This window comes from Massilia sp. BSC265, assembly GCF_000740675.1.
In the GTDB taxonomy this organism is placed as follows: domain Bacteria; phylum Pseudomonadota; class Gammaproteobacteria; order Burkholderiales; family Burkholderiaceae_D; genus Telluria.
Map to the genome: position 1 here is coordinate 259,779 of NZ_JPXI01000031.1, position 24,861 is coordinate 284,639.

Here is a 24,861-nt window from a genome sequence, read left to right on the forward strand (position 1 = left end):
CAGGCATGTGAGCCGCAATGTCGCATGCGTGCGTCACGGCGCGGCGCCCGAGGCCTGGACTGACATGCAAGCGACGGGGGGAAACCGCGCTGCACCAGATGAGTGCAGTGGTCCGGTCTTGATTATTGGAAAACTTTATCCATGCACTAAAAACGGGCTCAGGTCTGCCGCAAGAGAGGGAAAACGTGCTGATTATCCGCGCTCTTGAGAATATTTGCTTTTGGTGGCGCTAGATTTTCCCCCCATGCGTGGGGGAAACAGCACGTCAATATAGCGAGCTGCAATACATATTTTTAATATCTCCCGGTCATCGATGCAAATACGTCAAGTTTGAAAAAGATGCGGAAAACCCGGTGATTCGATTGAATTTCCGGACAAGCTACGTGGAAAATACGATGTATCAAGGAAAAAACAGTAGTTTCATGCACGATAGGTAAATGTTATTTTAGAAAGTGTTGTTTGTGTGCAAAAGCTTATTGTTATTGTTGACGCCATAACTTTGCCTATGGTTCCATGTCTAAGTTGAGCTGGAATCACCAGCGAAACGAAGAATGATTATTCTTCTTTTGCCCAGTTGGGAGAAAAACTCGGCGAGCCAAGAGACGTGAAGCCAGCGGAAAGCAATAGGCGACTGGCAGCTTGTGACTTGCCGTCGGAGGTGCTCCCCGTAACAACAATATTTAGGGAATAACATGTTGAGAAAAACTGTAGTAGCACGTGCATTGTCCATCGCCTTCAGTACCGCGGCGCTGACCATCGCCGTTGTCCCGCCAGCGATGGCGCAGTCGAACGCAACCGGCGTGATCGCCGGCCGCGTGGATTCGGCTGCGGGCGCATCGGTCGTCGTTACCAACGTCGAAACCGGCCTGCGTCGTACCGTTTCCGTGGAGACCGGGGGCACCTACCGCGCTACCGCTCTGCCTCCGGGTCGTTACCGCGTGGATCTGGTCCGCGGCGGCAGCGTTGCGAGCACCTCCGAAGTCGATGTCCTGCTGGGCCAGACCGTTGACGCCTCGTTCGGCGGCATGACCACCGTCCAGGTGACCGGCCGCCGTTCGCGCATCGACGTGACCAATGCAACCAACAGCACCGTGTTCACCGCCAAGGAACTGGCCCAGCTGCCGGTCCAGCAGAACCTGACGGCAGTCGTGCTGCTGGCACCGAACACCACCCAGGGCGATACCGCATTCGGCAACACCGCCTCGTTCGGCGGCTCCGGCGTGTCGGAAAACTCGTTCTACCTGAACGGCTTCCCGATCACCAACCCGCTGAGCCAGCTGGGATCGATGGAACTGCCGTTCGGCTCGATCCAGCAGGCCTCGGTCATGACCGGCGGCTTCGGCGCCGAATTCGGCCGTTCGATCGGCGGCGTGATGAGCCTCACCTCGAAGAGCGGTACCAACACCTGGGAAGCAGGCGCGCAGTACAGCATCACCCCGTCCGCGCTGCGCGAAGACTACCGCAACTCCTTGTATCCGGTCACCGGCGGCAATCCCAACACCGACGGCAAGCTGCGTATCCGCTACGATAACCGCGAGGTCGAGACCCACCAGTACGGCGCCTACGTGGGCGGCCCGATCATCCGCGACAAGCTGTTCATGTTCCTGTCGGCCGAACGCTACACCACGCGCGACGCGTATGCCGGCATGACCACCGCGGCCAACCAGGCGAACGTCAACCAGAGCGGCTGGAACGTCAACAAGGGCATGGATAACCGCTGGCTGGGCAAGATCGACTGGAACATCACCGATAACCACCGCCTCGAGTTCACCTCGGCCGGCAACGAAAACCGCAAGCGTTACCAGACCTACGGCTATACGCTGAACCCGAACAACCCGAACGCGCTGGCGCAGATGGACGGCGTGCCGAACGGCCAGATCTACACCTCGGCGCTGACCCGCAACCTGGGCCCGACCGACCCGTCGTACACCGGTACCCCGGGCGCCAAGCTCAACATGGCGCGCTACGTCGGCAACATCACCGACGACCTGACCGTCACCGCCATGTACGGCGAGATGAAGACCGAGCGCGGCACCACCTATGAGAACCTGGGTGCGAACTCGGGCGGCATGAGCGGCCTGCCGGCAGGCGTCCAGTGGACGACCACCGGCCGCTGGCCGGCGATCAACCAGTCCCTGTACCGCCAGTACAACTTCTTCTCGGGCGGCCGCAGCCTGAGCGATGCGTCCGACAAGGTGCGTGCAGGCCGCCTCGACATCGAATACAAGATCGGTTCGCACACCATCCGTGCCGGTGTCGACTCGGCCGAGCTGGACAGCACCGGCGCAGGCTATTCGACCAGCGGCGGTTCGACCTGGACCTATCGTAACGTCAATAACCCGAACGTCGCGAGCCCGCTGTCGGGCAGCCGTCCGGCGATCGTGGCGAACTACGGCGGCTCCGGCACGGCCGGCTACTTCGTGCGCCAGCGCATCTTCAGCTCGATCACCGATGCATCGTCGACCCAGAACGCGGCGTACATCGAGGACCGCTGGCAGGCAACCAAGAACCTGCTGCTGACCCTCGGCGTGCGTAACGATTCCTACACCAACTCGAACGGCGACGGCGAGAAGTTCATGGACATGGACGACCAGATCGCTCCGCGCTTCTCGGCGGCCTGGGACGTGAACGGCGACGCCTCGTTCAAGGTGTTCGGTAGCGCCGGCCGCTACTACCTGCAGCTGCCGACCCAGGTGGCGGCACGTGCGGCTTCGCGCTCGACCTTCACCGACCAGGACTTCACCTACACCGGCGTCAATCCGACCAATGGCGCACCGCTGGGCCTGGTGGCGATCAACACGCCGTACTCGGCAAACGGCGAATACGGCCAGAAGAAGAACCCCCTCGCGGTGGTGTCGCAGAACCTGAAGCCGAATTACCAGGATGAGATCACCCTGGGCTTCGAACGTGCATGGAGCGCCGACCTGAACTTCGGTGGCCGCCTGACCTATCGTAAACTGGGCGCCGGTATCGACGACAGCTGCGATTGGCGTCTGCTGTATGACCATGCCCGCCGCAACGGCATCCCGGTCGGCGACCCGCACGCAATGGGCTGCTTCATCTTCAATCCGGGCAAGGATGCTGTCGTCTGGATCGACGGCAATGACCAGTTCGCTCAACCGGTCGTGACCGGCAAGGGCCGCATGGTGACCATTACCGCTGCCGAACTCGGGCAGCCGGAAGCCAAGCGTACCTACAAGGCACTTGACCTGTTCCTGGAGCACCCGATGCGCAACGGCTGGTATGGCCGCGTCAACTACACCTGGTCGCGTAGCGAAGGCAACATGGAAGGCCAGACCCGTTCGGATACCGGCCAGTCGGACGTCGGTACTTCGGCAGGCTGGGACTTCGCGGAGTTCTCGGTCGGTGCTGACGGCCTGCTGCCGAACGACCGCGAGCACCAGCTCAAGGCATTCGGCTTCTATCAGCTGACCCCGGAAATCACCCTGGGCGCCAACGCGCTGATCCAGTCCGGTCGTCCGAAGAGCTGCCTCGGCACCAACAATGCCTGGGATGCGGGCGAAGATCCGCGCTGGGCGCTGGGTTACGAGCTGGGCGGGCCGGGCTATGGTCCTGAGTACTTCTTCTGCGGCGGCAAGTTCACGCCGCGTGGCACGCTCGGCCGCATGCCGACCGAGAAGCGCCTTGACCTGTCGGCATCGTACGCGCCGGCGCTGCTCAAGGGCCTGCAGATGAAGGTCGACGTGTACAACGTCTTCAACTCGCAGACCCCGCGTGCGCAAACCGCAACGTATGACGCCGGCGACGAGAACCAGGTTGCGCCGACCTACAACATGCTGGGCCAGTTCATGGCTCCGCGTTCGGTCCGCTTCACCGTCGAGTACAACCGCCGCTTCTAATCGTTTCCTTGACCGCAACAAGCCGCCTTCGGGTAATGCCAGTCACTTGAGGCATTGACCCGTCGGCAGCTTGAGCTGAAACGGATTCACGTGCTACGTGAATCCGTTTTTTTTTACCATGCAAAACAAAGCCCCGGCGCAGGAAGCCTGCTGCCGGGGCATTTTTTTACCAAGTGGTAAAAAAGAAGGGTGTGTCTTCTATATACAGAAGGGGATTACATGCCGCCCCACAGCCCGCCGAGCATGGCCAGCGCCGCCAGCGCCGCCGTCTCGGTGCGCAGCACGCGCGGGCCGACCGACAGGGCCAGGGCGCCGGCGGCGAGGGCGGCGTCTTCTTCCTCGCGGCTGAAGCCGCCTTCGGGGCCGACCATCAGGGTCAGGGCCTGGGGCGCGTTTCCTTTTGCCCAGTCGGCCAGGGACTGGTCCGCACGCGGGCTGAGCAGGATGCGGGGGGCAGGCGAGGGCGCCGCCAGCCAGCGCCCGAAGTCGGCGACCGGGGCCAGCGGCGCCAGGCGGTTGCGCCCGCACTGTTCGGAGGCGGCTTCGATCACGCCCTGCCAGTGCGCATGGCGCTTTTCCGCGCGTTCGCCGGAAAGGCGCACCACGCTGCGCTGCGCCGCCAGTGGCTGTACGCCGGCCACGCCCAGTTCCACCGCCTTCTCGATGATCCAGTCCATCTTCGACCCTTCCGGCAGGCCCTGGGCCAGGGTGACGGCATAGGGCAGTTCGGCTTCGACCGCCTGGTGTTCCAGCACGGTGGCGCTCGCGCGCTTCTTGCCGATCTCCGCCAGGCGCGCGGCATACTGGCCGCCGCGCCCGTCGAACAGGGTCAGGGACGCGCCCGGCTGCATCCGCAATACGTGCAAGTGATGGGCAACGGCATCGGGCAGGTCGACAGTGCTGCCTTGGGCAAGCGGCTGGGGGCAGTAAAAACGTGGCATCGAAGGGAGAGAGAAGGAGGGTGCCGTATTGTAGTGTCGGGATAGTGGCCGGACAAGCCGTGACGGCGGGCTTGAAGACAAGCTGGCTGGACGGCGCTAGTGTTACTTTTTATTCACATGCGCGCAGGATGTTTCGATTTTTCAAGTATTTGTATTGACGATTATCAACTGTTAATGTTTTCATCTTACCCATGTACATATACATATGTCCGGTCCGCTCACCAGGCGGTGCATGTACGTAGAGGGATGGCGCGCCTGACCGGTAGCCCGGGACTGGCAGCCTTCGTGTTGTTAATTCGTCGGATAAATACAATGATCAAAGAGAAAGCAATATCGCGCGCCGTCCGCTTGTCCCTGCTGGTCGCCGGTGTCGGCGCCTTCGTCCAGCCTGCCTTGGCCCAGGCGCAGCAGGAAAAGCCCGCCGTCGTGGAAGTGACGGGCACCCGGATCACCTCGCCCGGCATCACCTCGAACAGTCCGATCTCCTCGATCACGGCTGCGGAAATCCAGTCGGCCCAGCCGGTCGCCGTGGAAGAATTCTTCAAGGCCCTGCCGGCCGCCGTGCCGGCCATCGGGCCGGGCACCAACAACGGTACCGCCGGTGCCGCCACCATCGACCTGCGCGGCCTCGGTTCGAACCGTTCGCTGGTGCTGGTCAACGGCCGCCGCCTGGTGCCCTTCAACCTCGCCGGCACGGTGGATACCAACGCCATCCCGATGGCCCTGATCAGCCGGGTCGACCTGGTGACCGGCGGCGCCTCGGTCGCCTACGGCGCCGACGCGGTCGCCGGCGTGGCCAACTTCAACCTGCGCAAGAATTTCACCGGCATCGACGTCACCAGCACTTACGGCGCCACCACCGGTGAGCGCGACGCCAAGCGCCGCCGCACCGACATCACCATGGGCGCCGGCCTGGACGACGGCCGCGGCAACGTGGTGCTGAGCATCGGCAAGACCACCACCGACCCGCTAACCCAGGGCGAGCGCGAGTACGGCAAGGTGAGCCTGAACTCGGTGACCGGCGCCCCGACCGGCTCGGCCACCGCGGTGCCGGGCCAGTTCTCTACCGGCATCGGGCCGGGCGGCACCAGCACCCTGTCCGGCGCCTGGCAGATCGATCCGGCCACCGGCAAGCTGATCCAGCCGGTGGTGCCATGGAACACCAACCCGCCCAACTACTACCAGACCGGCCTGGACCGCACCCAGGCGACCGCGCTGGCCAACTACCGCATCAACGATTACGCCGAGGTGTATACCGAAGTGTTCTACACCACCAGCAAGGTGGCATCGGCGCTGGCCAGCACGGGTACCTTCGGCAATACCTTCCAGGTGCCGATCGGTAACCCCTACATCCCCCAGGCCGCGCGCGAGCAGATCTGCGACCGCCGCGGCATCCCGCGCGCGAACTGCGTGGCCGGCAACGCCACCATGGTGCCGCTCTTGGTCAACCGCCGCTTCACCGAACTGGGCCCGCGCTTCAACGACTTCGATACCGACACCCTGCAGTACACGGTCGGCCTGAAGGGCGAGCTGATCGCCGAGTGGACCTATGACGCCTACTGGAGCCGCGGCACCTCGGACCAGACCCAGACGCGCCGCAACTGGGGCTCGCTGGCCAAGGTGGGACAGGCCCTGAACGCGCTGACGACGGGCGCCTGCGTCAACCCGGCCAACGGCTGCGTGCCGCTGAACGTGTTCGGCGCCGAAGGCTCCATCACCCCGCAGCAGGCCGCCTTCATCAACCAGACCGCCGTGCTGATGCAGAGCGTGCAGCAGGACGTGGCGCAGGCGACGGTGTCGGGCGATCTCGGCGAGCGCATCCGCAGCCCATGGGCCGCCGACCCGATCGCCGTGTCGCTGCTGGCCGAGCACCGCAAGGTCAGCGCCGGGACCCAGTCCGACGCCGCCTCGCAGATCCAGGGCGAAGTGCTGGGCACCGGCGCGCCGACCCCGGACCGCCGCGGCAGCTTCTCGCTGCAGGAATACGCCGTCGAGATGTTCATTCCGCTGATCAAGAACGTGCCGCTGGTGCGCAGCCTGAACGCCGAGCTCGGCTATCGCGAGACCGAGTTCAAGACCGCCAGCAACAAGACCAGTTACGGCAGCTGGAAGGCCGGCGGCGAGTGGGCGCCGGTGCAATCCTTCCGCCTGCGCGGCATGGTCCAGAAAGCGACCCGCGCGCCGAACGTGAACGAACTGTTCGCGCCGGCCGTCACCGGCCTGTCGAACCTGGCCACCGACCCTTGCCAGGGCAGCAACATCAAGCAGTCCGAGGCGAATACCGCCGGCACCCTGTCCAACCTGTGCCGCCTGACCGGCGTGCCGCTGAGCGAGATCGGCAGCCTGCCGGCCCCGTCCTCGGGCCAGATCAACAGCCTGAGCGGCGGCAACCCGAACCTGGGGCCGGAATCGGCGAAGACCCGCACCTTCGGTTTCGTGTTCGAGCCGCTGCCGCGCCTGGCCGTGTCGGTCGACTACTACAAGATCCAGATCGCCGAGGCCGTCTCGTCGCCGTCGACCACCGACATCCTGGACCGCTGCTACAGCCAGGCGCAAAACCCGGGCCTGACTCCCAACGAGTTCTGCGCCATGGTCGGCCGTAACACGATCAACGGCACCTTCAACGGCAACGAGTCGCGCGGCGTCGCCACGCCGCTGTCGAACCTGGGCAGGCAGAGCACCGCCGGCGTCGACCTGAACGCGGCCTACCGCATGAACTTCAGCCAGCTCGGCATGGATGCGGGTTGGGGCAGCCTGGACCTGAGCCTGGGCGCGAACTTCGTCAACGAGTACCAGTACCAGGCCACCCCGAGCTCGATCGACCGCAACTGCCTCGGCTACTACTCGATCGCCTGCAACAACGTGGTGAACGCACCGGTCTACAAGCGCAAGTTCGCCCAGCGCACCACCTGGAACAAGGGGACCTGGTCGGTCGGCTACAACTGGCGCTACGTGAGCGGCGTCATCGAAGAGCCGGGCGGCACCGTCTTCCTGCCGCGCTTCTCAAGCATCGACGCCTACCACTACGTCGACCTGCATGCCAACTGGAACGTGCTGAAGAACGTGCGCCTGACCCTGTCGGTGACCAACGCCTTCGACAAGAAACCGCCGATCGTCGGCGGCTCGATCGGCGGCACCGGCCCGAACAGCGGCAACACCTTCCCGCAGAGCTACGACGCGATCGGCCGCTACATCACCCTGGGCGCATCGGTCAAGTTCTGAGCGCTCGCCCTGCAAGCGAAGCCCGGCGCCCAGCGCCGGGCTTTTCCTTTCCGGCTTTTCAAGCCGGTCCGACGGCCTCTGGTAAAATAATGGGCTACGGCCAGACGCACCGCCACCGCTTTCCAATCAAGACCACCGCATCCACGGTAATTCTCATGAAATCTACGCAAACCACCACCCTGATGGCCAACGCGATCCGCGCGCTGGCGATGGACGCTGTCCAGCAAGCCAACTCGGGCCACCCGGGCATGCCGATGGGCATGGCCGAGATCGGCGTCGCGCTGTGGGACAAGCACTACCGCCACAATCCGGCCAATCCGGGCTGGTTCAACCGCGACCGTTTCCTGCTTTCGAACGGCCACGGCTCGATGCTGCACTATGCGATGCTGCACCTGGCCGGCTACGACCTGACGATGGACGACCTGCGCGCCTTCCGCCAGCTGCACTCGAAGACCGCGGGCCACCCGGAAGTGGGCATCACCCCGGGCGTGGAGACCACCACCGGCCCGCTGGGCCAGGGCATCGCCAACTCGGTCGGCATGGCGCTGGCCGAGTGGCTGCTGGGCTATGAATTCAACCGCCCGGGCTACGACGTGGTCGACCACTACACCTACGCCTTCCTGGGCGACGGCTGCCTGATGGAAGGCATTTCGCACGAAGTAGCCTCGCTGGCCGGCACCTTGCGCCTGAACAAGCTGATCTGGCTGTACGACGACAACGGCATCTCGATCGACGGCCGCGTGGAAGGCTGGTTCACCGACGACACCCGCAAGCGCTTCGAAGCCTACGGCTGGAACGTGATCGGCCAGATCGACGGCCACAGCGTGACCGCCGTGTCCGACGCCATCGCGCAGGCCAAGGAGTCGGACCGTCCGACCCTGATCATGTGCAAGACCATCATCGGCAAGGGCGCCCCGAACCTGGAAGGCGGAGATAAAGTCCACGGCGCCCCGCTGGGCGACAAGGAAATCGCGGCCGTGCGCCAGCACCTGCTGTGGGATCCGATCCCGTTCGACATCCCGGGAGAAATCTACGAAGCCTGGGACGCGAAGGCACGCGGCGCCGCCGCGGAAGCGGAGTGGAACGCCAAATTCGCGGAGTACCGCGGCGCGCATCCGGAACTGGCCGCCGAATTCGAGCGCCGCATGAAGGGCGAACTGCCGGGCAACTTCCAGCAAACCCTGGACGCCGCCATCGCCGCCTGCGTGGAGAAGCGGGAAACCATCGCCACCCGCAAGGCCTCGCAGAACGCGATCCAGGCCCTGGCCCCGATCCTGCCGGAATTCCTGGGCGGCTCGGCCGACCTGACCGGCTCGAACCTGACCAACTGGAAGGAATCGGTGGCGGTGCGTTCGGGCATTCCGGGCAACCACATCAACTACGGCGTGCGCGAATTCGGCATGGCCGCGATCCAGAACGGCGTTGCCCTGCACGGCGGCTTCATCCCGTTCGGCGCGACCTTCCTGACCTTCTCGGACTACAGCCGCAATGCCCTGCGCATGGCTGCGCTGATGAAGATCCGTTCGCTGTTCGTGTTCACCCACGACTCGATCGGCCTGGGCGAAGACGGCCCGACCCACCAGTCGGTCGAGCACGTCTCGTCGCTGCGCCTGATCCCGAACCTGGACAACTGGCGTCCGTGCGACACCGTCGAGTCGCAAGTGGCCTGGGGCGCGGCAGTGCAGCGCAAGGACGGCCCGTCGACCCTGATCTTCTCGCGCCAGAACCTGCCGTTCATGGAGCGTGACGCCGCCGCCATCGCCAATGTGGCCAAGGGCGGCTACGTGCTGCGCGACGCCCAGGATGCGAAAGTCGTGCTGATCGCGACCGGTTCGGAAGTCGAGCTGGCGGTGAAGGCCGCCGACGCGCTGGCAGCCGAAGGCATCGCCGCACGCGTGGTCTCGATGCCGTCGACCGACGTGTTCGAGCGCCAGGAGGCGAGCTACAAAGCAAGTGTCCTGCCGCGCGGTATCCCGCGCGTCGCCATCGAAGCCGGCGTGACCGACTTCTGGTACAAGTACGTGGGCCTGGAAGGGGCGGTGGTCGGCATCGACACCTTCGGCGAATCGGCGCCGGCGCCGGTGCTGTTCAAGCACTTCGGCTTTACCGTCGAAAACGTCGTGGCCAAGGCCAAGGGCGTGATCGGCGCATAAGTTTCAAACGCGGGCTGCCCTCAAGGCAGCCCGTTTCGTTCTGCGGTACGAAAAAAGGTTTTTTTCTATAATCAGGAGCTAAGCAATGACGATCAAAGTTGCAATCAATGGTTATGGCCGTATCGGCCGCAACATCCTGCGCGCTTTCTACGAGGGCGGCAAGAAGCAAGACATCCAGATCGTGGCGATCAATGACCTCGGCAATGCCGAATCGAACGCCCACCTGACCCGCTACGACACCGCGCACGGCAAGTTCCCGGGCACCGTCACGGTCGAGGGCGATAACATGATCGTCAACGGCGACAAGATCCGCGTGTTCGCGCAACGCAATCCGGCCGAGATCCCATGGGGCGAGCTGGGCGTGGACGTGGTGCTCGAGTGCACCGGCTTCTTCACCACCAAAGAGAAAGCCTCGGCCCACCTGAAGGGTGGCGCCAAGAAGGTCATCATCTCGGCACCGGGCGGCAAGGACGTCGACGCCACCATCGTCTACGGCGTCAACCAGGACGTGCTGAAGTCGACGGACACCGTGATTTCCAACGCATCCTGCACCACCAACTGCCTGGCCCCGCTGGTCAAGCCGCTGCACGATGCCATCGGCCTGGAAACCGGCCTGATGACCACCGTGCACGCCTACACCAACGACCAGGTGCTGACCGACGTGATGCACGAAGACCTGCGCCGTGCCCGTTCGGCCACTCAGTCGATGATCCCGACCAAGACCGGCGCCGCCGCCGCGGTCGGCCTGGTGCTGCCGGAACTGAACGGCAAGCTGGACGGCTTCGCGATCCGCGTGCCGACCATCAACGTGTCGATCGTCGACCTGTCCTTCATCGCCAGGCGCGACACCACGGTCGACGAAGTCAACCAGCTCATGAAATCGGCTTCGGAAGGCGCCCTCAAAGGCATCCTGACCTACAACACCGATCCGCTGGTCTCGGTCGACTTCAACCACAACCCGGCATCGTCGAACTTCGATGCGACCCTGACCAAGGTGTCGGGCCGCCTGGTGAAGGTCTCGTCGTGGTACGACAACGAGTGGGGTTTCTCGAACCGCATGCTGGACACCACCGTTGCACTGATGAACGCCAAGTAATCCGGGCGTCCAACAAAAAAAACCGGCCTCGGCCGGTTTTTTTTCGTCCGTCGCACGGGCAGGGCAGGATTCAGGCGTCGGGCCAGGGCGTCAGGATCTCGACGCCATTCTTGGTCACCGCCACCATGTGCTCCCACTGGGCCGACAGCGAGCCGTCCGCGGTGACCACGGTCCAGCCATCCTCCAGCTGGTCGACGTCGGCCTCGCCCAGGTTGATCATCGGCTCGACGGTGAAGGTCATGCCTTCCTTGAGCAGCAGGCCGGTGTTCGGGCGGCCGTAGTGCAGCACCTGCGGCTCTTCGTGGTAGACGCGGCCGATGCCGTGGCCGCAGTATTCGCGTACCACCGAGAAGCCGGCGCCCTCGGCCAGCTTCTGGATCGCATGGCCGACGTCGCCCAGGCGCGCGCCCGGACGGACCTGGCGGATCCCGGCCATCATGGCCTGGTAGGTGGTATCGACCAGTTTTTTCGCCTGCGGCGAGGGCGCGCCCACGAAGTACATGCGGCTGGTGTCGCCGTGCCAGCCGTCCTTGATCACGGTGACGTCGATGTTGATGATGTCGCCTTCTTCCAGCACTTCCTTCTCGCTCGGGATGCCGTGGCAGACCACGCCGTTGACCGAGGTGCACAGGGTCTTCGGAAAGCCGTGGTAGCCGACATTGGCCGGCGTCGCCTTCTGCACCTTGCGGATGTAGTCGTTGCAGCGGCGGTCGAGCTCCTCGGTGGAGACGCCGGGCACCACGTATTCCTTGATCATCGCCAGTACCTCGGCCGCAAGGCGGCCGGACACGCGCATCTTGGCGATGTCCTTGTCGTTCTTGAGTTTGATTGCCATCGTGTTGTTCTGCTGTCTGGGTAATCCGCCATGATACTCGTCCACATGCGCCGCGCCCAATGAAAAATGCCCGCCAGGCGAGCCTGGCGGGCATTGTCGTCACGCGGACCCTCGCGGGCCCTGCGCGTTACACCATTAGAAGTTCTGGGTGTAACGGACGTAGATGAAGCGGTCCAGCAGCTGGTCGACGTCGACTGCGGCGGCGTCGGCCTGGGTGCTGTACGCGATGCGCGGCTTCTTGTCGAAGACGTTGTTCACGCCCAGCAGGATGCGGCCGTTCCACGCGGTCTTGTAGCCGACGCTCAGGTCATGGATGGTGACCGAGCCCAGCTTGTTGGCGCCGGTGCCGAAGCTGGCGGTTTCGGCGTTAGGCATGTTGCACTCGACGGTCGAGCTCCAGCACTGGTCCTTGACCGGGCTGAAGTAACGGAAGCCCCAGGTGGCGCTCCAGTTGCCCATCGCCCAGTCGACCGAGTTGTTCGACTTCACGCGGTTGTAGAAGTAGTCGCCGGCGTACTCGTTCCATTCCTGGTCGGCGGTGCTGCGGGTGCGGAACTTGTCGGTGTACGAGGTTTCGCTGCGCAGACCGAACTGGCCGTAGGCGGTACGCGGGAAGCGATAGTTGATCGCCAGGTCCAGGCCTTCGGTTTCCATTTCGCCCAGGTTGGCGTTGCCGCGTGCCAGCTGGTTGATCTGGCCGGTGACCGGGTCACGCTGGATCACGCTGCAGAAGTTGGCATTGCCTTCGCGGAAGCACTGGTTGGCCACATAGGTCGCGGTGATCGCGGTGATGCGGTTGTCGACCTTGATGTTGTACCAGTCCAGGCCCACGCTGAAGCCCGGGATGAACGACGGGCTGTACACGAAGCCGGCGGTCTTGGTGACCGCGGTTTCCGGCGACAGGAAGGCATTGCCGGCGCCCGACTGGAAGGCGACCAGCGACTGGGTGCCGTTGGTGCTGGTGATCGGGGTACCTGCCTGCTGGAGCTGGCGGTAGTTGGCCGGGGTGCCGCGCACGCCGGCGAAACCGCTGGCGCAGCGTGCTGCCACTGCCGCATTGCGCGAGGCTTCGCCGAACACGGTGTCGCACGGGTCCAGGAAGGTGTCGAAGGACTGCGAGCCGCCGCCTGCCAGGTCGTCCAGGGTCGGTGCGCGGAAGCCTTCGGCCCAGGTACCGCGGACCAGCACGTCACGGACCGGCTTGTACATGAAGCTGGCCTTGCTGTTGTTGGTCACGCCGAAGTTGCTGTAGTCCGAGTGGCGGGTCGCCAGGTTGAAGCTCAGCAGATCAGCGAAAGGCTGGCCCTTGAACACCGGGATGTTCACTTCGGCATAGGCTTCGCGCACGGTGTAGCGGCCATAGGTCGGCAGGCCCGACAGGTTGGTCGAGTAGCCCGACTGCGAGAACTGGTCAGGCACGTCCGAACCCTTGACTTCGCGGTGCTCGACGCCGACCGCCACGCCCAGGGCGCCGGCCGGCAGCTGCCACACTTCGCCGCCGATGTTGGCGGTGGCGCTGTTGATGGTCGAACCGTAGGTCTTGGCGCCCGAGGTGTTGACGTAGGCCAGTGCCTGCGGGGTCGATGCCGACGGGCCGCCCAGGATGTCGAACGGTACGCAATCGGCCAGCGGGATCGGCGAACCCGGGGTGCCGCACTGGATCACGCCGGAAGCGTTGCGGAACGACGGGCCGAGGGCGCGCTTCAAGGTCAGCAGGTTGATGTTGCCGCTGTCGCGCGAGACACCCGATACCTTGTTGTGGTTGTAGCCGATGTCCCAGTTCCAGGCGGTGTCACGGAAGCTGAATTCGCCTTCCAGGGTGGCATCGATGTGGAGGGTGCGGTTTTCGTTCTCGGTAATACGCGGCAGTTCGATGGTGCGGCGATAGAAGTACAGGTCCTGGCCATTGCCGGCGCCGGCAACCTGGTTGCCGTACGGGTTGAAGTAGCTGTCCTTGTCGATGTAGACCGGGTACTTGGCCTGGCTGGCCGATTGCAGCGGGTAGCCGGCGATCTGGCGGGTCGACTCGCGCTGCGAGTACATCGCGGTGGTCTTCAGGCGCATGTCCTTCGGCAGTGCCACCTCGCCCTTGATGAACAGCGTGTCCAGCTTGTTCGGCGACAGGATGTCCATGTCGCGGGTCGAGTTGTACTTGTCCTCGTTGGCGCCGGCGTAGGTGTGGTAGCTGTTCGGATCGCGCGAGTTGGCGCCGGTGCCGTCGCCGTTCCAGTTGCCGGTGTGGTTCAGGATGCGGTTGAAGCCGGTTGGGCTGCCGCCTGGGGTCAGCTGGCGGATGCGGCCCCATGGGGCGGCGCCGAAACCGTCGCCGAAGTGGGCCGGACCGTAGGAACTCGCGGTGATGTCGCGGGTCTGCGAGCCGACGCGGCCCTGGGTGGTGTGCGCCAGGCCGAACATCAGCGATGCCTTGTCGTTGCCGGCGCCGTAGGTCAGCGAGAAGTCCTTGTTGCGGCCGTCGCCTTCCTCGAAGGCGCCGGTGTACAGGTTCAGCTGGCCGCCTTCCATGTTCTTCTTCAGGATGATGTTCACCACGCCTGCGATCGCGTCCGAGCCGTAGATCGACGAAGCGCCATCCTTCAGGATTTCCATGCGCTCGATCATGGCCGACGGGATGGTCGACAGGTCGGTGAAGCCGGCAACGGTCTGGGTCCAGCGCTTGCCGTCCACCAGCACCAGCAGGCGGTTCGAACCCAGGTTGCGCAGGCTGACGTACTGGCCGCCGGCTTCGGTGTTCGAGGTCAGCGAGCCGCTGCGGCTGAAGTCAGGCGCGCCGGCCGACGACAGGTTGTTCAGGATGTCACCGACGGTAACCAGGCCGGTTTTCTGGATCTGTTCCTGGTTCAGGATCTGGACTGGCTGGGCAGTTTCCAGATCGACCTGACGGATACGGGAGCCAGTCACTTCGACGCGCTGCAGCGGTTGCGACGTCTCCTGAGCAATCGCGGCGGTCATGCCGAGGGTCATGCCGCCCAGGCAGATCGCGCGGATCGACTGGGACAAGATTTTTTCCATCATGTTGCAAAACTCCTTGGGTGAAAACGCGGCCATACCGTTGTGCAGCACAGCCACTGGGAAGGGTCTGTCGACCACCTGAAAGTAGTCAATGTTTTAACTGGAATTACTTTCAAGTCAGCAATCAAAGCACTCGATATGCATAACTGTCAACGGAATCGATGTTGATAATCACGTATTGTTGCTAAATTGTGTATTTACTCGCACGATACAATTTGACTGTTGACATATGCATATGGCCTAGAAAAAAGAAAAAAGCCCGCCCGGCTTTCGCCGGACGGGCTCGCTGCGCAATTAAATTGCGCGAAAACCGCTAATCGTGGTGTGCGATCAGAATGCCTGGTTGTAGCGCACGAAGATGAAGCGGTCGATCGGCAGGTCGGCGTCAACGAAGGTCGAGGACGCTGCGCCCAGGACGGTGAAGCGCGGCTTCTTGTCGAATACGTTGTTGACGCCGACGCGCACGTCGCCGTTCCAAGGCAGCTTGTAGCCGACGCTGATGTCATGGAAGGTCAGCGAGGACAGGCGGTTCGCGCCGGCCGAAGTCGCACCGGCACGGAAGGTGGTCGGTGCATTGCATTCCCAGCCGCGCGGAATGTTCAGGCACTGATCCAGCACCGCGCTCATGTAACGCACACCCCAGGTGGCGCTCCAGTTGCCCAGCGACCAGTCGGTGGTGAAGTTCGACTTCCAGCGGTGGAAGTCGTATTCGCCCGAGAAGTCGATCCAGCGCGAGGCGGCCGAGCTCTTGGTCGAGTACTCGTCCAGGTAGGTGGTTTCGCTGCGCAGGTTGACCTGGCCCCACGAGAAGCGCGGCAGGCGATAACGCAGTTCGACGTCGACGCCTTCGGTCTTGATCTGGCCGAGGTTGGCATTGCCGCGTGCCAGGTCGATGATCGAACCGGTGGCAGCGTCGCGGCGGATGCCCTGGCAGAATGCCGCCAGGCCCTGGGTGTAGCACTCGCCCAGGATGTAGTTCGCCGACACACCCACGATGCGGTTGTCGATCTGGATGCTGTACCAGTCAACTGCCGCCGAGAAGCCCGGCACGAAGGACGGGTTGAACACCAGGCCCAGGGTGCGGGTCACCGCGGTTTCCGGCTGCAGGTTGCTGTTGCCGGCGCCTGCCTGGAACGGGAACGCGGTCTGGGTGCCGCCGCTCGAGGTGATCGCGGTGCCGGTCTGGCCGCGCTGGCGGAAGCCCGCCGCGGTGCCGCCGATGCCGCCAAAGCCGCTGTTGCAGCGTGCCAGCACGGCCGGGGTGCGTGCCGCTTCGCCGTACACGGTATCGCACGGGTCGAGGTAGGTGTCGAAGGCCTGCTGGCCGCCACCGAAGGTGTCGCCCACGGTCGGTGCCCGGAAGCCCTCGGCCCAGGTGCCGCGGAACAGCAGGTCCTTGGTCGGGCGGTAGGTGAAGCTGGCCTTGCTGTTGTTGGTCGAGCCGAAGTTGCTGTAGTCCGAATAACGGGTGGCCAGGTTGAAGGACAGCGATTCGACGAACGGCAGGCCCTTCAGGACCGGGATGTTCAACTCGGCGTAGGCCTCGCGCACGGTGAAGCGGCCGGTGGTCGGGTTGCCCGCCAGGTCGGTCGAGTAGCCCGAACGCTGGAACTCGCTCGGGAGGTCTTCGCCGCGCACGGTGCGGTGCTCGATACCGCCTGCGACGCCGAGCGCACCGGCCGGCAGCTGGAACAGTTCGCCGCTGAGGTCGGCAGTGGCGCTCTCGACCGTGCTGCCGAAGTTGTAGCCGCCGGTCGACATGACGTAGTTCAGCACCTGCGGATTCGAGGCCGACGGGCCACCCAGGATGTCCCATGGGACGCAATCCGCCAGCGGGATCGGCGAGGCTGCGGTGCCGCACTGGATCACGCCGGAGGCATTGCGGAACGACGGGCCGAGTGCGCGCTTCAGGTTCAGGAGGTTGAGGTTGCCGGTGGCGACCGAGTTGCCGTCGACCTTGCTGTAGTTGTAGCCGGTGCTCCAGTTCCACGGCAGGCCGCGCAGTTCGAAGTTGCCTTCAAGGGTGGCGTCGATGTGCAGGGTACGGTTGTTGTTCTCGGTCTCGCGCGGCACTTCGATGGTGCGGCGGAAGAAGAACAGATCCTGGCCGCGGCCGGCGCCGGCCACCTGGTTGCCGTACGGATTGTAGTAGCTGTCCTTGTCGATGTAGACCGGGTACTTGCTCTGCGAAGTCGTGGACAGCGGATAGCCGGCGGTGGTCGACACGCCCTTGCGCTGCGCGTACATCGCGGTGGTGACGAAGCGCAGGTCGTACGGCAGCTGCAGTTCACCCTTGGTGAAGATGGTGTCCAGCTTGGACGGCATCGCGAACACCATCTGACTGGTGGTGTTGAACAGGTCTGCCGGGACCGGGGCACCGCCGACGACATCGTGGTAGTTGGCCGGGTTGCGCGAATCGGCGCCGACGCCCACGCCCGACTGGTTGCCGGTGTGGTTCAGGATCTTGTCGAAGCCGGTGGCACCGCCCGAGGCGCTGACCTGGCGGATGCGGCCCCATGGGCCCGAACCGAGGTTTTCGAGCGGGAACAGGGAGGTGCGCGAGTAAGCGGTGAATTCACGGTCGCGCGACCAGACCGCGCCGGATTCGGAGTGCGACAGGCCGAACATCAGCGAAGCCTTGTCGTTGCCGGCGCCGTAGGTCAGCGAGAAGTCCTTGTTGCGGCCGTCGGCGACGCTCTCGTTGCGGCCGGTGTACAGGCTGATCTGGCCGCCTTCCATCGACTTCTTCAGGATGATGTTGATCACGCCTGCGATCGCGTCGGACCCGTAGATCGCCGAAGCGCCATCCTTCAGGATTTCCATGCGCTCGATCATCGACGATGGAATGGTCGACATGTCGGTGAAGCCGGCCACGGACTGCGACCAGCGCTTGCCGTTGACCAGCACCAGCAGGCGCTGGGAGCCGAGGTTGCGCAGGTTGGCGTACTGGCCGCCATTCTCGCGGTTCGAGGTCAGCGCGCCGCCCTTGCTGAAGGCCGGGGAACCGGCCGACGACATATTGGCGATGATGTCACCCACGGTGACCAAACCGCTTTTCTGGATCTGTTCCTGGGTCATCACCTGGACCGGCTGCGCAGTTTCCAGGTCAACCTGGCGGATACGCGAACCGGTGACTTCCACGCGCTGCAGGACCTCTTGAGCCTGAGCGACGGAAACCATGGACTGGAGGGCGACGGCGACTGCCAGCGCGATCTTGGTTCGTTGTTGCATGTGTTCTCCATCTTTGCGTCTGGGAAGGGACGCGATTTATGTTTTCAAAGGGTGCAACTGTGCGGCCAGGCATACCACGGGTAGCGGCGATGCTGATGTGCATACACATCTGTATAAGAGCATTGCGTGTTGATCAGTGTCAATATCTGCGCAGGTCAAAACTGAACAAAAAACAACAATTACGTGAGGTAAATTTCTGACTTCGAAGTCAATAGAAAAACGGCGCACGAGGACCGTGCGCCGCAGCATCTATTTGCTTGCAAAAGGGGCGCCCGCACCGGGGCGGTGCAGGCATGGGGGGATGGAGATCAGTCGCCGAAACAGGCCGCCCAGAGGCGGCGGACTGCTTCGGGATGCCCGCCCAGCAACTGGGGATCGACACGCGCCTTTTCCTGGCCCTGCAGGCGCACCTGGTGCTGCAGGCGGCGCATCGCGCGGTAGGCGTCGGCCGCCGCCGCGGCCAGGCCGGTATCGATCAGCCCGAGCTCGCCGGATAGCCTCAACAGGGCGATGTTGCCGGCATTTGCCGTCAGTTGCGGGTAGCGGGCGGCATGGCGCAGGATCAGGTACTGGACGATGAACTCGATGTCGATCATCCCGCCTTCGTCCTGCTTGAGGTCGAACAGTTCGCCATGGTTGACGTTGGCGTCGCGCATGCGCTTGCGCATCGCGCGGACCTCGTCCTTCAACTGCTGTTCCTGGTCGCTCCTGTCCTTGCGCAGCACCGCATCGCGGATGCGCTCGAACCTGGCGCCGATGGCGGCGTCGCCGGCGCAGAAGCGGGCCCGGGTCAGGGCCTGGTGCTCCCAGATCCAGGCCGAAGCATGCTGGTAGCGCTCGAAGGCGGCGACCGTGGACACCAGCATGCCGCTGGCGCCGTCCGGACGCAGCGCGGTGTCGATGTCGAACAGGATGCCGGCCGCCGTGTGGGCGGTGTTCCAGGTGATGAAGCGCTGCGCCAGCTTGGCGTAGTTGGACGGCGCCATCTCGTCCTCGTCGTCGAACAGGAAGATGACGTCGAGGTCGGATACGTAGCCGAGCTCCTTGCCGCCCAGCTTGCCGTAGGCGATGACGGCGAAGCGCGGCTCCTCGCGGTGGCGGCTGGCGATGGCGCGCCAGGCATGGCGGATGGTGGCACCGACGATGGTGTCGGCCAGCAGGGACAGGTGGTCGGCCAGGCGCTCGACCGAGAGCTCGCCGGCCAGGTCCAGGGCCAGCAACCGGAACAGCTGGGCATGATGGGCTTCGCGCAGGATGTCGAGCTGGCGCTCGGTGTCGCCGGCGGCGGCATTCAATTGCTCGTCGAGGACGGTGGCCAGTTCGGTCATGTCGCCGGCGCCCTCGTTGCGGTCGTCCAGCAGTTCGTCGAGCAGGATCGGGTGCTGGGTCAGGAAGGTGGCGGCCCAGCCGCTGGCATTCATCATCCGGATCACGCGCTCGAGCGTGTGGGGGTATTCGGTCAGCAGCGACAGGTAGGCCGAGCGGCGCGCGATCGCCTCGAAGAAGTCGAGCAGGCGCCCGAGCGTGGCGGCGTGGCTGCCGACCCCGGCTTCGCGCACCACGGTGGCGATCTGGCCGAGGGCGGCGTCGCCCAGCGCCAGCAGCCGGGCGCGGCTGGCCTCGGGCAGGCTGGCCAGGCGCGGGCCCTGCAGGGTGGCAACCAGGCGCGCCGCCGCCGCGGACGGGTCGTCATAGCCGAGCTCGAGCAGCCGGGCCGCGATCGCCTCGCGGTTTTCCGGGTCGTCGGCGAGAAGGGTGGCTTCGGGATCGGCGCCGTCGGATTTGTCGGCGAAGATGGCGTCGAACTGGGCAGCCACGAAGGCGCGTTGTTCTTCCAGCCGGGCGAGCAGGGTGGCGACGTCGGGGAGGCCCATCATCTGCGCCACCGTCAGCCGGTCTTCTTCGCTGGCCGGCAGCGTGTGGGTCTGGGCATCGTCCAGGTATTGCAGGCGGTGTTCGAGGTTGCGCAGGAAGGTATAGGCTTCGAGCAGGCGCGCCACCGTGTCCTGGGGCAGCAGTTCGCGCTCGGCCAGCAGGCGCAGGGTGGCGCGGGTGGAGCGTTCGCGCAGGGCCGGGTCGCGCCCGCCGCGGATCAGCTGGAATACCTGGGCCAGGAACTCGATCTCGCGGATCCCGCCGCGGCCCAGCTTGACATTGTGGCTACGCTCGGGGTGCAGGCGCTCCTGGCGCTTGACCTCGGCGCGGATCTGGGCGTGCATGTTGCGGATCGCGTCGATCACGCCAAAGTCGAGGTAGCGCCGGAACACGAAGGGACGCACGATGTCTTCCAGCGCCGCGATGTCCTCCGAATCGCCGGTGACCGCGCGCGCCTTGACCCAGGCATAACGCTCCCATTCCCGGCCCTGCACAATGAGGTATTCCTCGACCATGTTCAGGCTCGCCGCCAGCGGGCCGGAATTGCCGTTGGGACGTAGCGCCATGTCGACGCGGAAGGTGAAGCCGTCCTCGATGATTTCCGACAGGGCGGCATTCAGGCGGCGGCCAAGGCGAACGAAAAATTCATGGTTGGACAACTGGCGCTGGCCGGGGGCGGCGGCGGTCTCGCCATCCTCGGGGTAGACGAAGATCAGGTCGATGTCGGACGAGACGTTCAGCTCGCCGCCGCCGCCCTTGCCCATGGACAGCACCATGAGCTGCTGCGGCCGGCCGGATTCCTCGCCCGTCGGCATGCCGTGGGCGGCGACCAGTTCGGCGGTCAGGGCTGCGGCATGGGTCTGGATGGCGAAGTCGGCAAAGCGGGTCATCGCGGTGACGACCTCGTCCAGGTCGGCCAGGCCCTCCAGGTCGCGCCGGATGAGGGCGCACACGAGGAGGTTGCGCAGACGGCGCATTGCACGTGGCAGTGGCAGGCCAGCGTCCAGCTCGCGTGCCAACAACGCGCCGAGGTCGACGCTGGACAGGGATAATCGGCATATCCCGTCGAGCAGGGCGGCGCGGGCCGGGTCGGCGCCGAGCCAGCGCTGGAGGAAGCGGGAATGGTCAGACGGCGAAGCTGGGTGCATGGTGTCGATCCGGTGTGTGTTTTTGCCGTCCGGCAGGCATTCGTGCGGTAGAATTGCCCGCCGTGCCGCCTGGGAACCTAGGGTCAGCACGATGGTAAGGTAGACGCCGCGACTGTTGCAACTATCTGTTATTAGAGAATCAAACTTACGGCGAGCCTTTTTGAGCACCTTGATGGACAACCAGGACCCGCAGGCGGCCGCCGCTCACCTGTCGGCGCTCGAGGGAGCGCTTGTGCGCTGGCGGCGCCTGCGTGCGTGCTATCGCTATGCGAACCTGGCCTCGCACCATGTCCTCGGCTTCACCATCAAGCTGGTGCTGCTGCTGTATTTCGGCTTGGCGCTGCTGTTCCTGGCGCTGCGCTATGCCATCCTGCCCAACATCGACCTGTATAAAGGCGACATCGAAGCGGCCGCCGGGCGCGCGCTCGGCAACCGCGTCACCATTGCGCACCTGGAGGCTGGGTGGCAGGGCATCCATCCCGTATTGACGCTGGGCGACGTGCGCCTGATCGACCGCGGCGGGCGCCAGGTGCTGGCCTTGCCGGAGGTGACGGCGGCCCTGTCCTGGTGGAGCCTGGCTGCCTTCGAGCCGCGCCTGCATGCGCTTGAAGTGCGCAGTCCGCAGCTGGACATGCGGCGCGGCCGCGACGGTATCATCAGCGTGGCGGGCATCCGGCTCGATCCCGATAAGCGAGACGACGGGCGCGGCGCCGACTGGCTGCTGCGCCAGCGCGAGATCGTGATCCGCGGCGGCCGCATCGATTGGACCGACGAGCTGCGCGGCAGGCCCACACTGGCCCTGACCGACGTGACCCTGGCCTTGCTGAACCGTTTCGGCGGCGGGCACCGCTTCGCGCTGCGCGCCACCCCGCCGCGCGCGCTCGGCCAGCCGCTCGACGTGCGCGCGCGCTTCCGCCACCGTTTCGGCGCGCGTCCCTCCGATATCGCGCGCTGGAAGGGGGAGCTGTATGCCGACTTGCGCGGCGCCGACCTGGTGGCCTGGAAACAGCACGTCGACTTGCCGTTCCAGATTGCCAGCGGACGCGGTTCGGTGCGCGCCTGGCTGAGCGTCGACCAGGCCAGGGTGGCCGGCTTTACCGCCGACCTGGCCCTGGCCGACGTCAACGCGCGCCTGGGCACGACCCTGGAGCCGCTCGAGCTGGCTCGCATTTCCGGCCGCCTGGCCGCGCGCGAAGAAATGCTTCCAGGGAAGGACGAGGGCAAGCCGACCTTCGGCGCCCACGGCCATACCATCAGCCTCACCGATTTTTCCGTCACCACCCGCGATGGCCAGGCGCTGCCGCCCGCCACGCTCGAACAGACCTGGCGCCCGGCGCGCGACGGCAGGCCCGAAACGGGCGAGCTGAGCGCGCGCCAGCTCGACATCGGCGCACTCGCCGCACTGGCCGGCTACCTGCCGCTGCCGCCGCAGCAGCGCCAGATGCTGCTCGACTACGCCCCGCGCGGCCGCCTGCTCGACGTGGCCGCCGAGTGGGAAGGGCGCTATCCGGCGCTGCGCAGCTACCGCGTGCACGGCGACGTGGCCGGCCTGGCCATCAATGCCCAGCCGGCGCGCGCGGCCCAGCCGGCACGTGGCGACCAGCCGGCAATCCCGGCCCGTCCGGCCACGCCCGGCTTCCAGAACCTCAGCGGCAGCATCGACGCCAGCCAGAACGGCGGCAGCGTGACGGTCGATTCGACCGCGCTGGTGCTGCACATGCCGGCCTGGTTCGCCGAACCCGCGCTGCCGCTCGACCGCCTCGACCTGAAGGCGCGCTGGAATTTCGATCCGGGCAAGCAGCTGCTGGTCGAGGTCGAGCGCCTGGCTTTCGCGCAGGGGACACTGAGCGGCTCGCTGTCCGGACGCCACAGCCTGCCGCTGCTGCCGGGGGGCGGCGCGGCAGGCCCGGGCACGGCCGACATCACGGGCACCCTGGACGGCTTCGCGATCAATTCGGTTGGGCGCTTCCTGCCGCTGGGCACGCCCGAGCACCTGGCCGGTTGGCTGGGCACGGCCCTGCAGGGCGGCACCCTGCGCGACGCGCACCTGCGCCTGCGCGGCGACCTGGCCGGCTTCCCATTCCGCGCCACGGGAGGAGTCAATGCGGTACTGGAACGTGCGCGCGGCGAATTCCATGCCGCCGGACGCCTCGAGAACGCGCGCCTCGAATATGCGCCGGACCACCGCCACGCCGACGGCACTCCGCTGTGGCCGGTGGCCGAGAACATCAACGGCCGCATCGAATTCGACCGCGCCCGCATGGAGATCCGCGGCGACACGCTGCGCACCATGGGCGTGGCGCTGTCGAACGTGAAGGCGGTGATCCCCGACCTGGGCGCGCACGAGAAGATGATGCTCGAGATCGACGGCAATGCGGCGGCGCCGATGCAGGAATTCCTGCGCTACGTGGCGGCCAGCCCGGTGCCGGAATGGATCGGCCACTTCCTGGATGAGACCCGTGCCGGAGGCAACGCGCGCCTGGGCTTGCGCCTGCGCATGCCGCTGGCGCACCTGCCCGACACCAAGGTGCAGGGCAGCCTGCAATTGCTGGGCAACGACATCAGCCTGTTCCCGGAACTGCCACAGCTAACGGCGGCGGAAGGGAAGATCGAGTTCTGGGAGCGCGGCGTCGCCCTCAACGGCGTGGGCGCCAGTTTCCTGGGCGGGCCGCTGGGCCTGTCCGGTGGCACCCAGAAGGACGGCAGCATCGCCATTCGCCTGCACGGCATCCTGTCGGCCGAAGGCATGCGCCGCACTGCGCCCGTCCCCGCGCTGAGGCGCCTGGCACAGCGCCTGTCGGGTAGCACGCCCTATACCGGCAGCGTGGTGGTGCGCGAAGGGCGGCGCCTGGTCACCCTCGAATCGAACCTGGCCGGCCTGGGCATGGAACTGCCGGTCCCGCTCAACAAGCCGGAGGCCGACAGCCTGCCGCTGCGCTTCGTGCTGGCGGGCGAACCGACCGTGGGCAACGTGGCGCGCGACGAGATCCGTCTGGCGCTGGGCGAGGGCGTGGCGGCGCGCTACCTGCGCGAGAAGACGGGGCGCGCACCCTGGACCGTGCAGCGCGGCGGCATCGGCATCAACGTGCCGGCGCCACAGCCGGACAGCGGCATGATGATCCATGTGGACATGCGCGCGCTGAATGTGGACGGCTGGATCGCTGCCGGCAAGGCGATCGCGGGCGAGGGCGAAGGCTCCGGCAGCGATGGCGCCGGCCCCGGGTTTGCCCAGTACGTGATGCCGACCGTGATTGGCGGCCGGGTAGGCGAGCTGACCATCGGCGAGCGCCGCCTGGCCGACGTGATCCTGGGCGCCACCCACCTGCGCGACACCTGGCAGGCCAACCTGCATTCGCGCCACGCGAGCGGCTATGTGACCTGGGCCGAGACCGGTGGCGGCCAGGGCGTGGGCAAGGTGACAGCACGGCTGGCTTCGCTGGTGATCCCGGAATCCAGCGAAGCCGAGGTCA

Annotated in this window: 10 protein-coding genes; 5 read left to right on the forward strand and 5 right to left on the reverse strand. The window is 65.4% G+C overall.

The window, feature by feature from the left end; genetic code table 11:
• The first annotated feature begins 692 nt into the window (after window positions 1-692).
• The gene (locus MA09_RS11855) at window positions 693-3,860 is read left to right on the forward strand and encodes a TonB-dependent receptor (protein WP_036248508.1); all 3,168 of its coding nucleotides are present in this window, start codon (window positions 693-695) and stop codon (window positions 3,858-3,860) included.
• A gap of 215 nt (window positions 3,861-4,075) precedes the next feature.
• On the opposite strand, the gene MA09_RS11860 is transcribed toward MA09_RS11855, so the two are convergent.
• Window positions 4,076-4,801, reverse strand: coding sequence for a 16S rRNA (uracil(1498)-N(3))-methyltransferase (locus MA09_RS11860; RefSeq protein WP_036248510.1), 726 nt, complete (start codon window positions 4,799-4,801; stop codon window positions 4,076-4,078).
• A 312-nt stretch (window positions 4,802-5,113) separates the two neighbouring features.
• Here MA09_RS11860 and MA09_RS11865 point away from each other — a divergent pair, with 312 nt between their 5' ends.
• From MA09_RS11865 to gap, 3 genes are all read left to right on the forward strand, one after another.
• Window positions 5,114-8,023, forward strand: a complete 2,910-nt coding sequence (locus tag MA09_RS11865; protein ID WP_036248512.1) for a TonB-dependent receptor domain-containing protein — start codon at window positions 5,114-5,116, stop codon at window positions 8,021-8,023.
• Window positions 8,024-8,178: 155 nt separating this feature from the next.
• A complete protein-coding gene (tkt, locus tag MA09_RS11870) occupies window positions 8,179-10,176 on the forward strand; it encodes a transketolase (RefSeq protein WP_036248515.1) in 1,998 nt (665 codons plus the stop codon).
• An 85-nt stretch (window positions 10,177-10,261) separates the two neighbouring features.
• Complete coding sequence (gene gap, locus MA09_RS11875) at window positions 10,262-11,272, forward strand: type I glyceraldehyde-3-phosphate dehydrogenase (protein ID WP_036248519.1); 1,011 nt, start codon at window positions 10,262-10,264, stop codon at window positions 11,270-11,272.
• A 70-nt stretch (window positions 11,273-11,342) separates the two neighbouring features.
• Here gap and map read toward each other — a convergent pair whose 3' ends face one another.
• The 4 genes from map to glnE form a co-directional block, all read right to left on the reverse strand.
• Window positions 11,343-12,107 (reverse strand): type I methionyl aminopeptidase, encoded by a 765-nt coding sequence (gene map / locus MA09_RS11880; protein WP_036248521.1) that lies wholly within the window; start codon window positions 12,105-12,107, stop codon window positions 11,343-11,345.
• 135 nt (window positions 12,108-12,242) lie between these two features.
• On the reverse strand, window positions 12,243-15,140 hold the full coding sequence (locus MA09_RS11885) for a TonB-dependent receptor domain-containing protein (protein WP_051933389.1): 2,898 nt from the start codon (window positions 15,138-15,140) through the stop codon (window positions 12,243-12,245).
• A gap of 327 nt (window positions 15,141-15,467) precedes the next feature.
• A complete protein-coding gene (locus MA09_RS11890) occupies window positions 15,468-18,368 on the reverse strand; it encodes a TonB-dependent receptor domain-containing protein (protein WP_036248524.1) in 2,901 nt (966 codons plus the stop codon).
• Window positions 18,369-18,676: 308 nt separating this feature from the next.
• Window positions 18,677-21,391 (reverse strand): bifunctional [glutamate--ammonia ligase]-adenylyl-L-tyrosine phosphorylase/[glutamate--ammonia-ligase] adenylyltransferase, encoded by a 2,715-nt coding sequence (gene glnE, locus MA09_RS11895; protein ID WP_036248527.1) that lies wholly within the window; start codon window positions 21,389-21,391, stop codon window positions 18,677-18,679.
• Between the two features lie 160 nt (window positions 21,392-21,551).
• Between glnE and MA09_RS11900 the strand changes: the two genes are divergently transcribed.
• The coding region (locus MA09_RS11900) for a YhdP family protein (RefSeq protein WP_229440676.1) at window positions 21,552-24,861 on the forward strand (3,310 nt) is incomplete at its 3' end.

Bases quoted from the DNA above. Each gene is read 5' to 3' on its own strand.
- MA09_RS11890 (WP_036248524.1), bottom strand. From the start codon at position 18,368: ATGCAACAACGAACCAAGATCGCGCTGGCAGTCGCCGTCGCCCTCCAG.
- tkt (WP_036248515.1), top strand. From the start codon at position 8,179: ATGAAATCTACGCAAACCACCACCCTGATGGCCAACGCGATCCGCGCG.
- MA09_RS11885 (WP_051933389.1), bottom strand. From the start codon at position 15,140: ATGATGGAAAAAATCTTGTCCCAGTCGATCCGCGCGATCTGCCTGGGC.
- map (WP_036248521.1), bottom strand. From the start codon at position 12,107: ATGGCAATCAAACTCAAGAACGACAAGGACATCGCCAAGATGCGCGTG.
- glnE (WP_036248527.1), bottom strand. From the start codon at position 21,391: ATGCACCCAGCTTCGCCGTCTGACCATTCCCGCTTCCTCCAGCGCTGG.
- MA09_RS11860 (WP_036248510.1), bottom strand. From the start codon at position 4,801: ATGCCACGTTTTTACTGCCCCCAGCCGCTTGCCCAAGGCAGCACTGTC.
- gap (WP_036248519.1), top strand. From the start codon at position 10,262: ATGACGATCAAAGTTGCAATCAATGGTTATGGCCGTATCGGCCGCAAC.
- MA09_RS11865 (WP_036248512.1), top strand. From the start codon at position 5,114: ATGATCAAAGAGAAAGCAATATCGCGCGCCGTCCGCTTGTCCCTGCTG.
- MA09_RS11855 (WP_036248508.1), top strand. From the start codon at position 693: ATGTTGAGAAAAACTGTAGTAGCACGTGCATTGTCCATCGCCTTCAGT.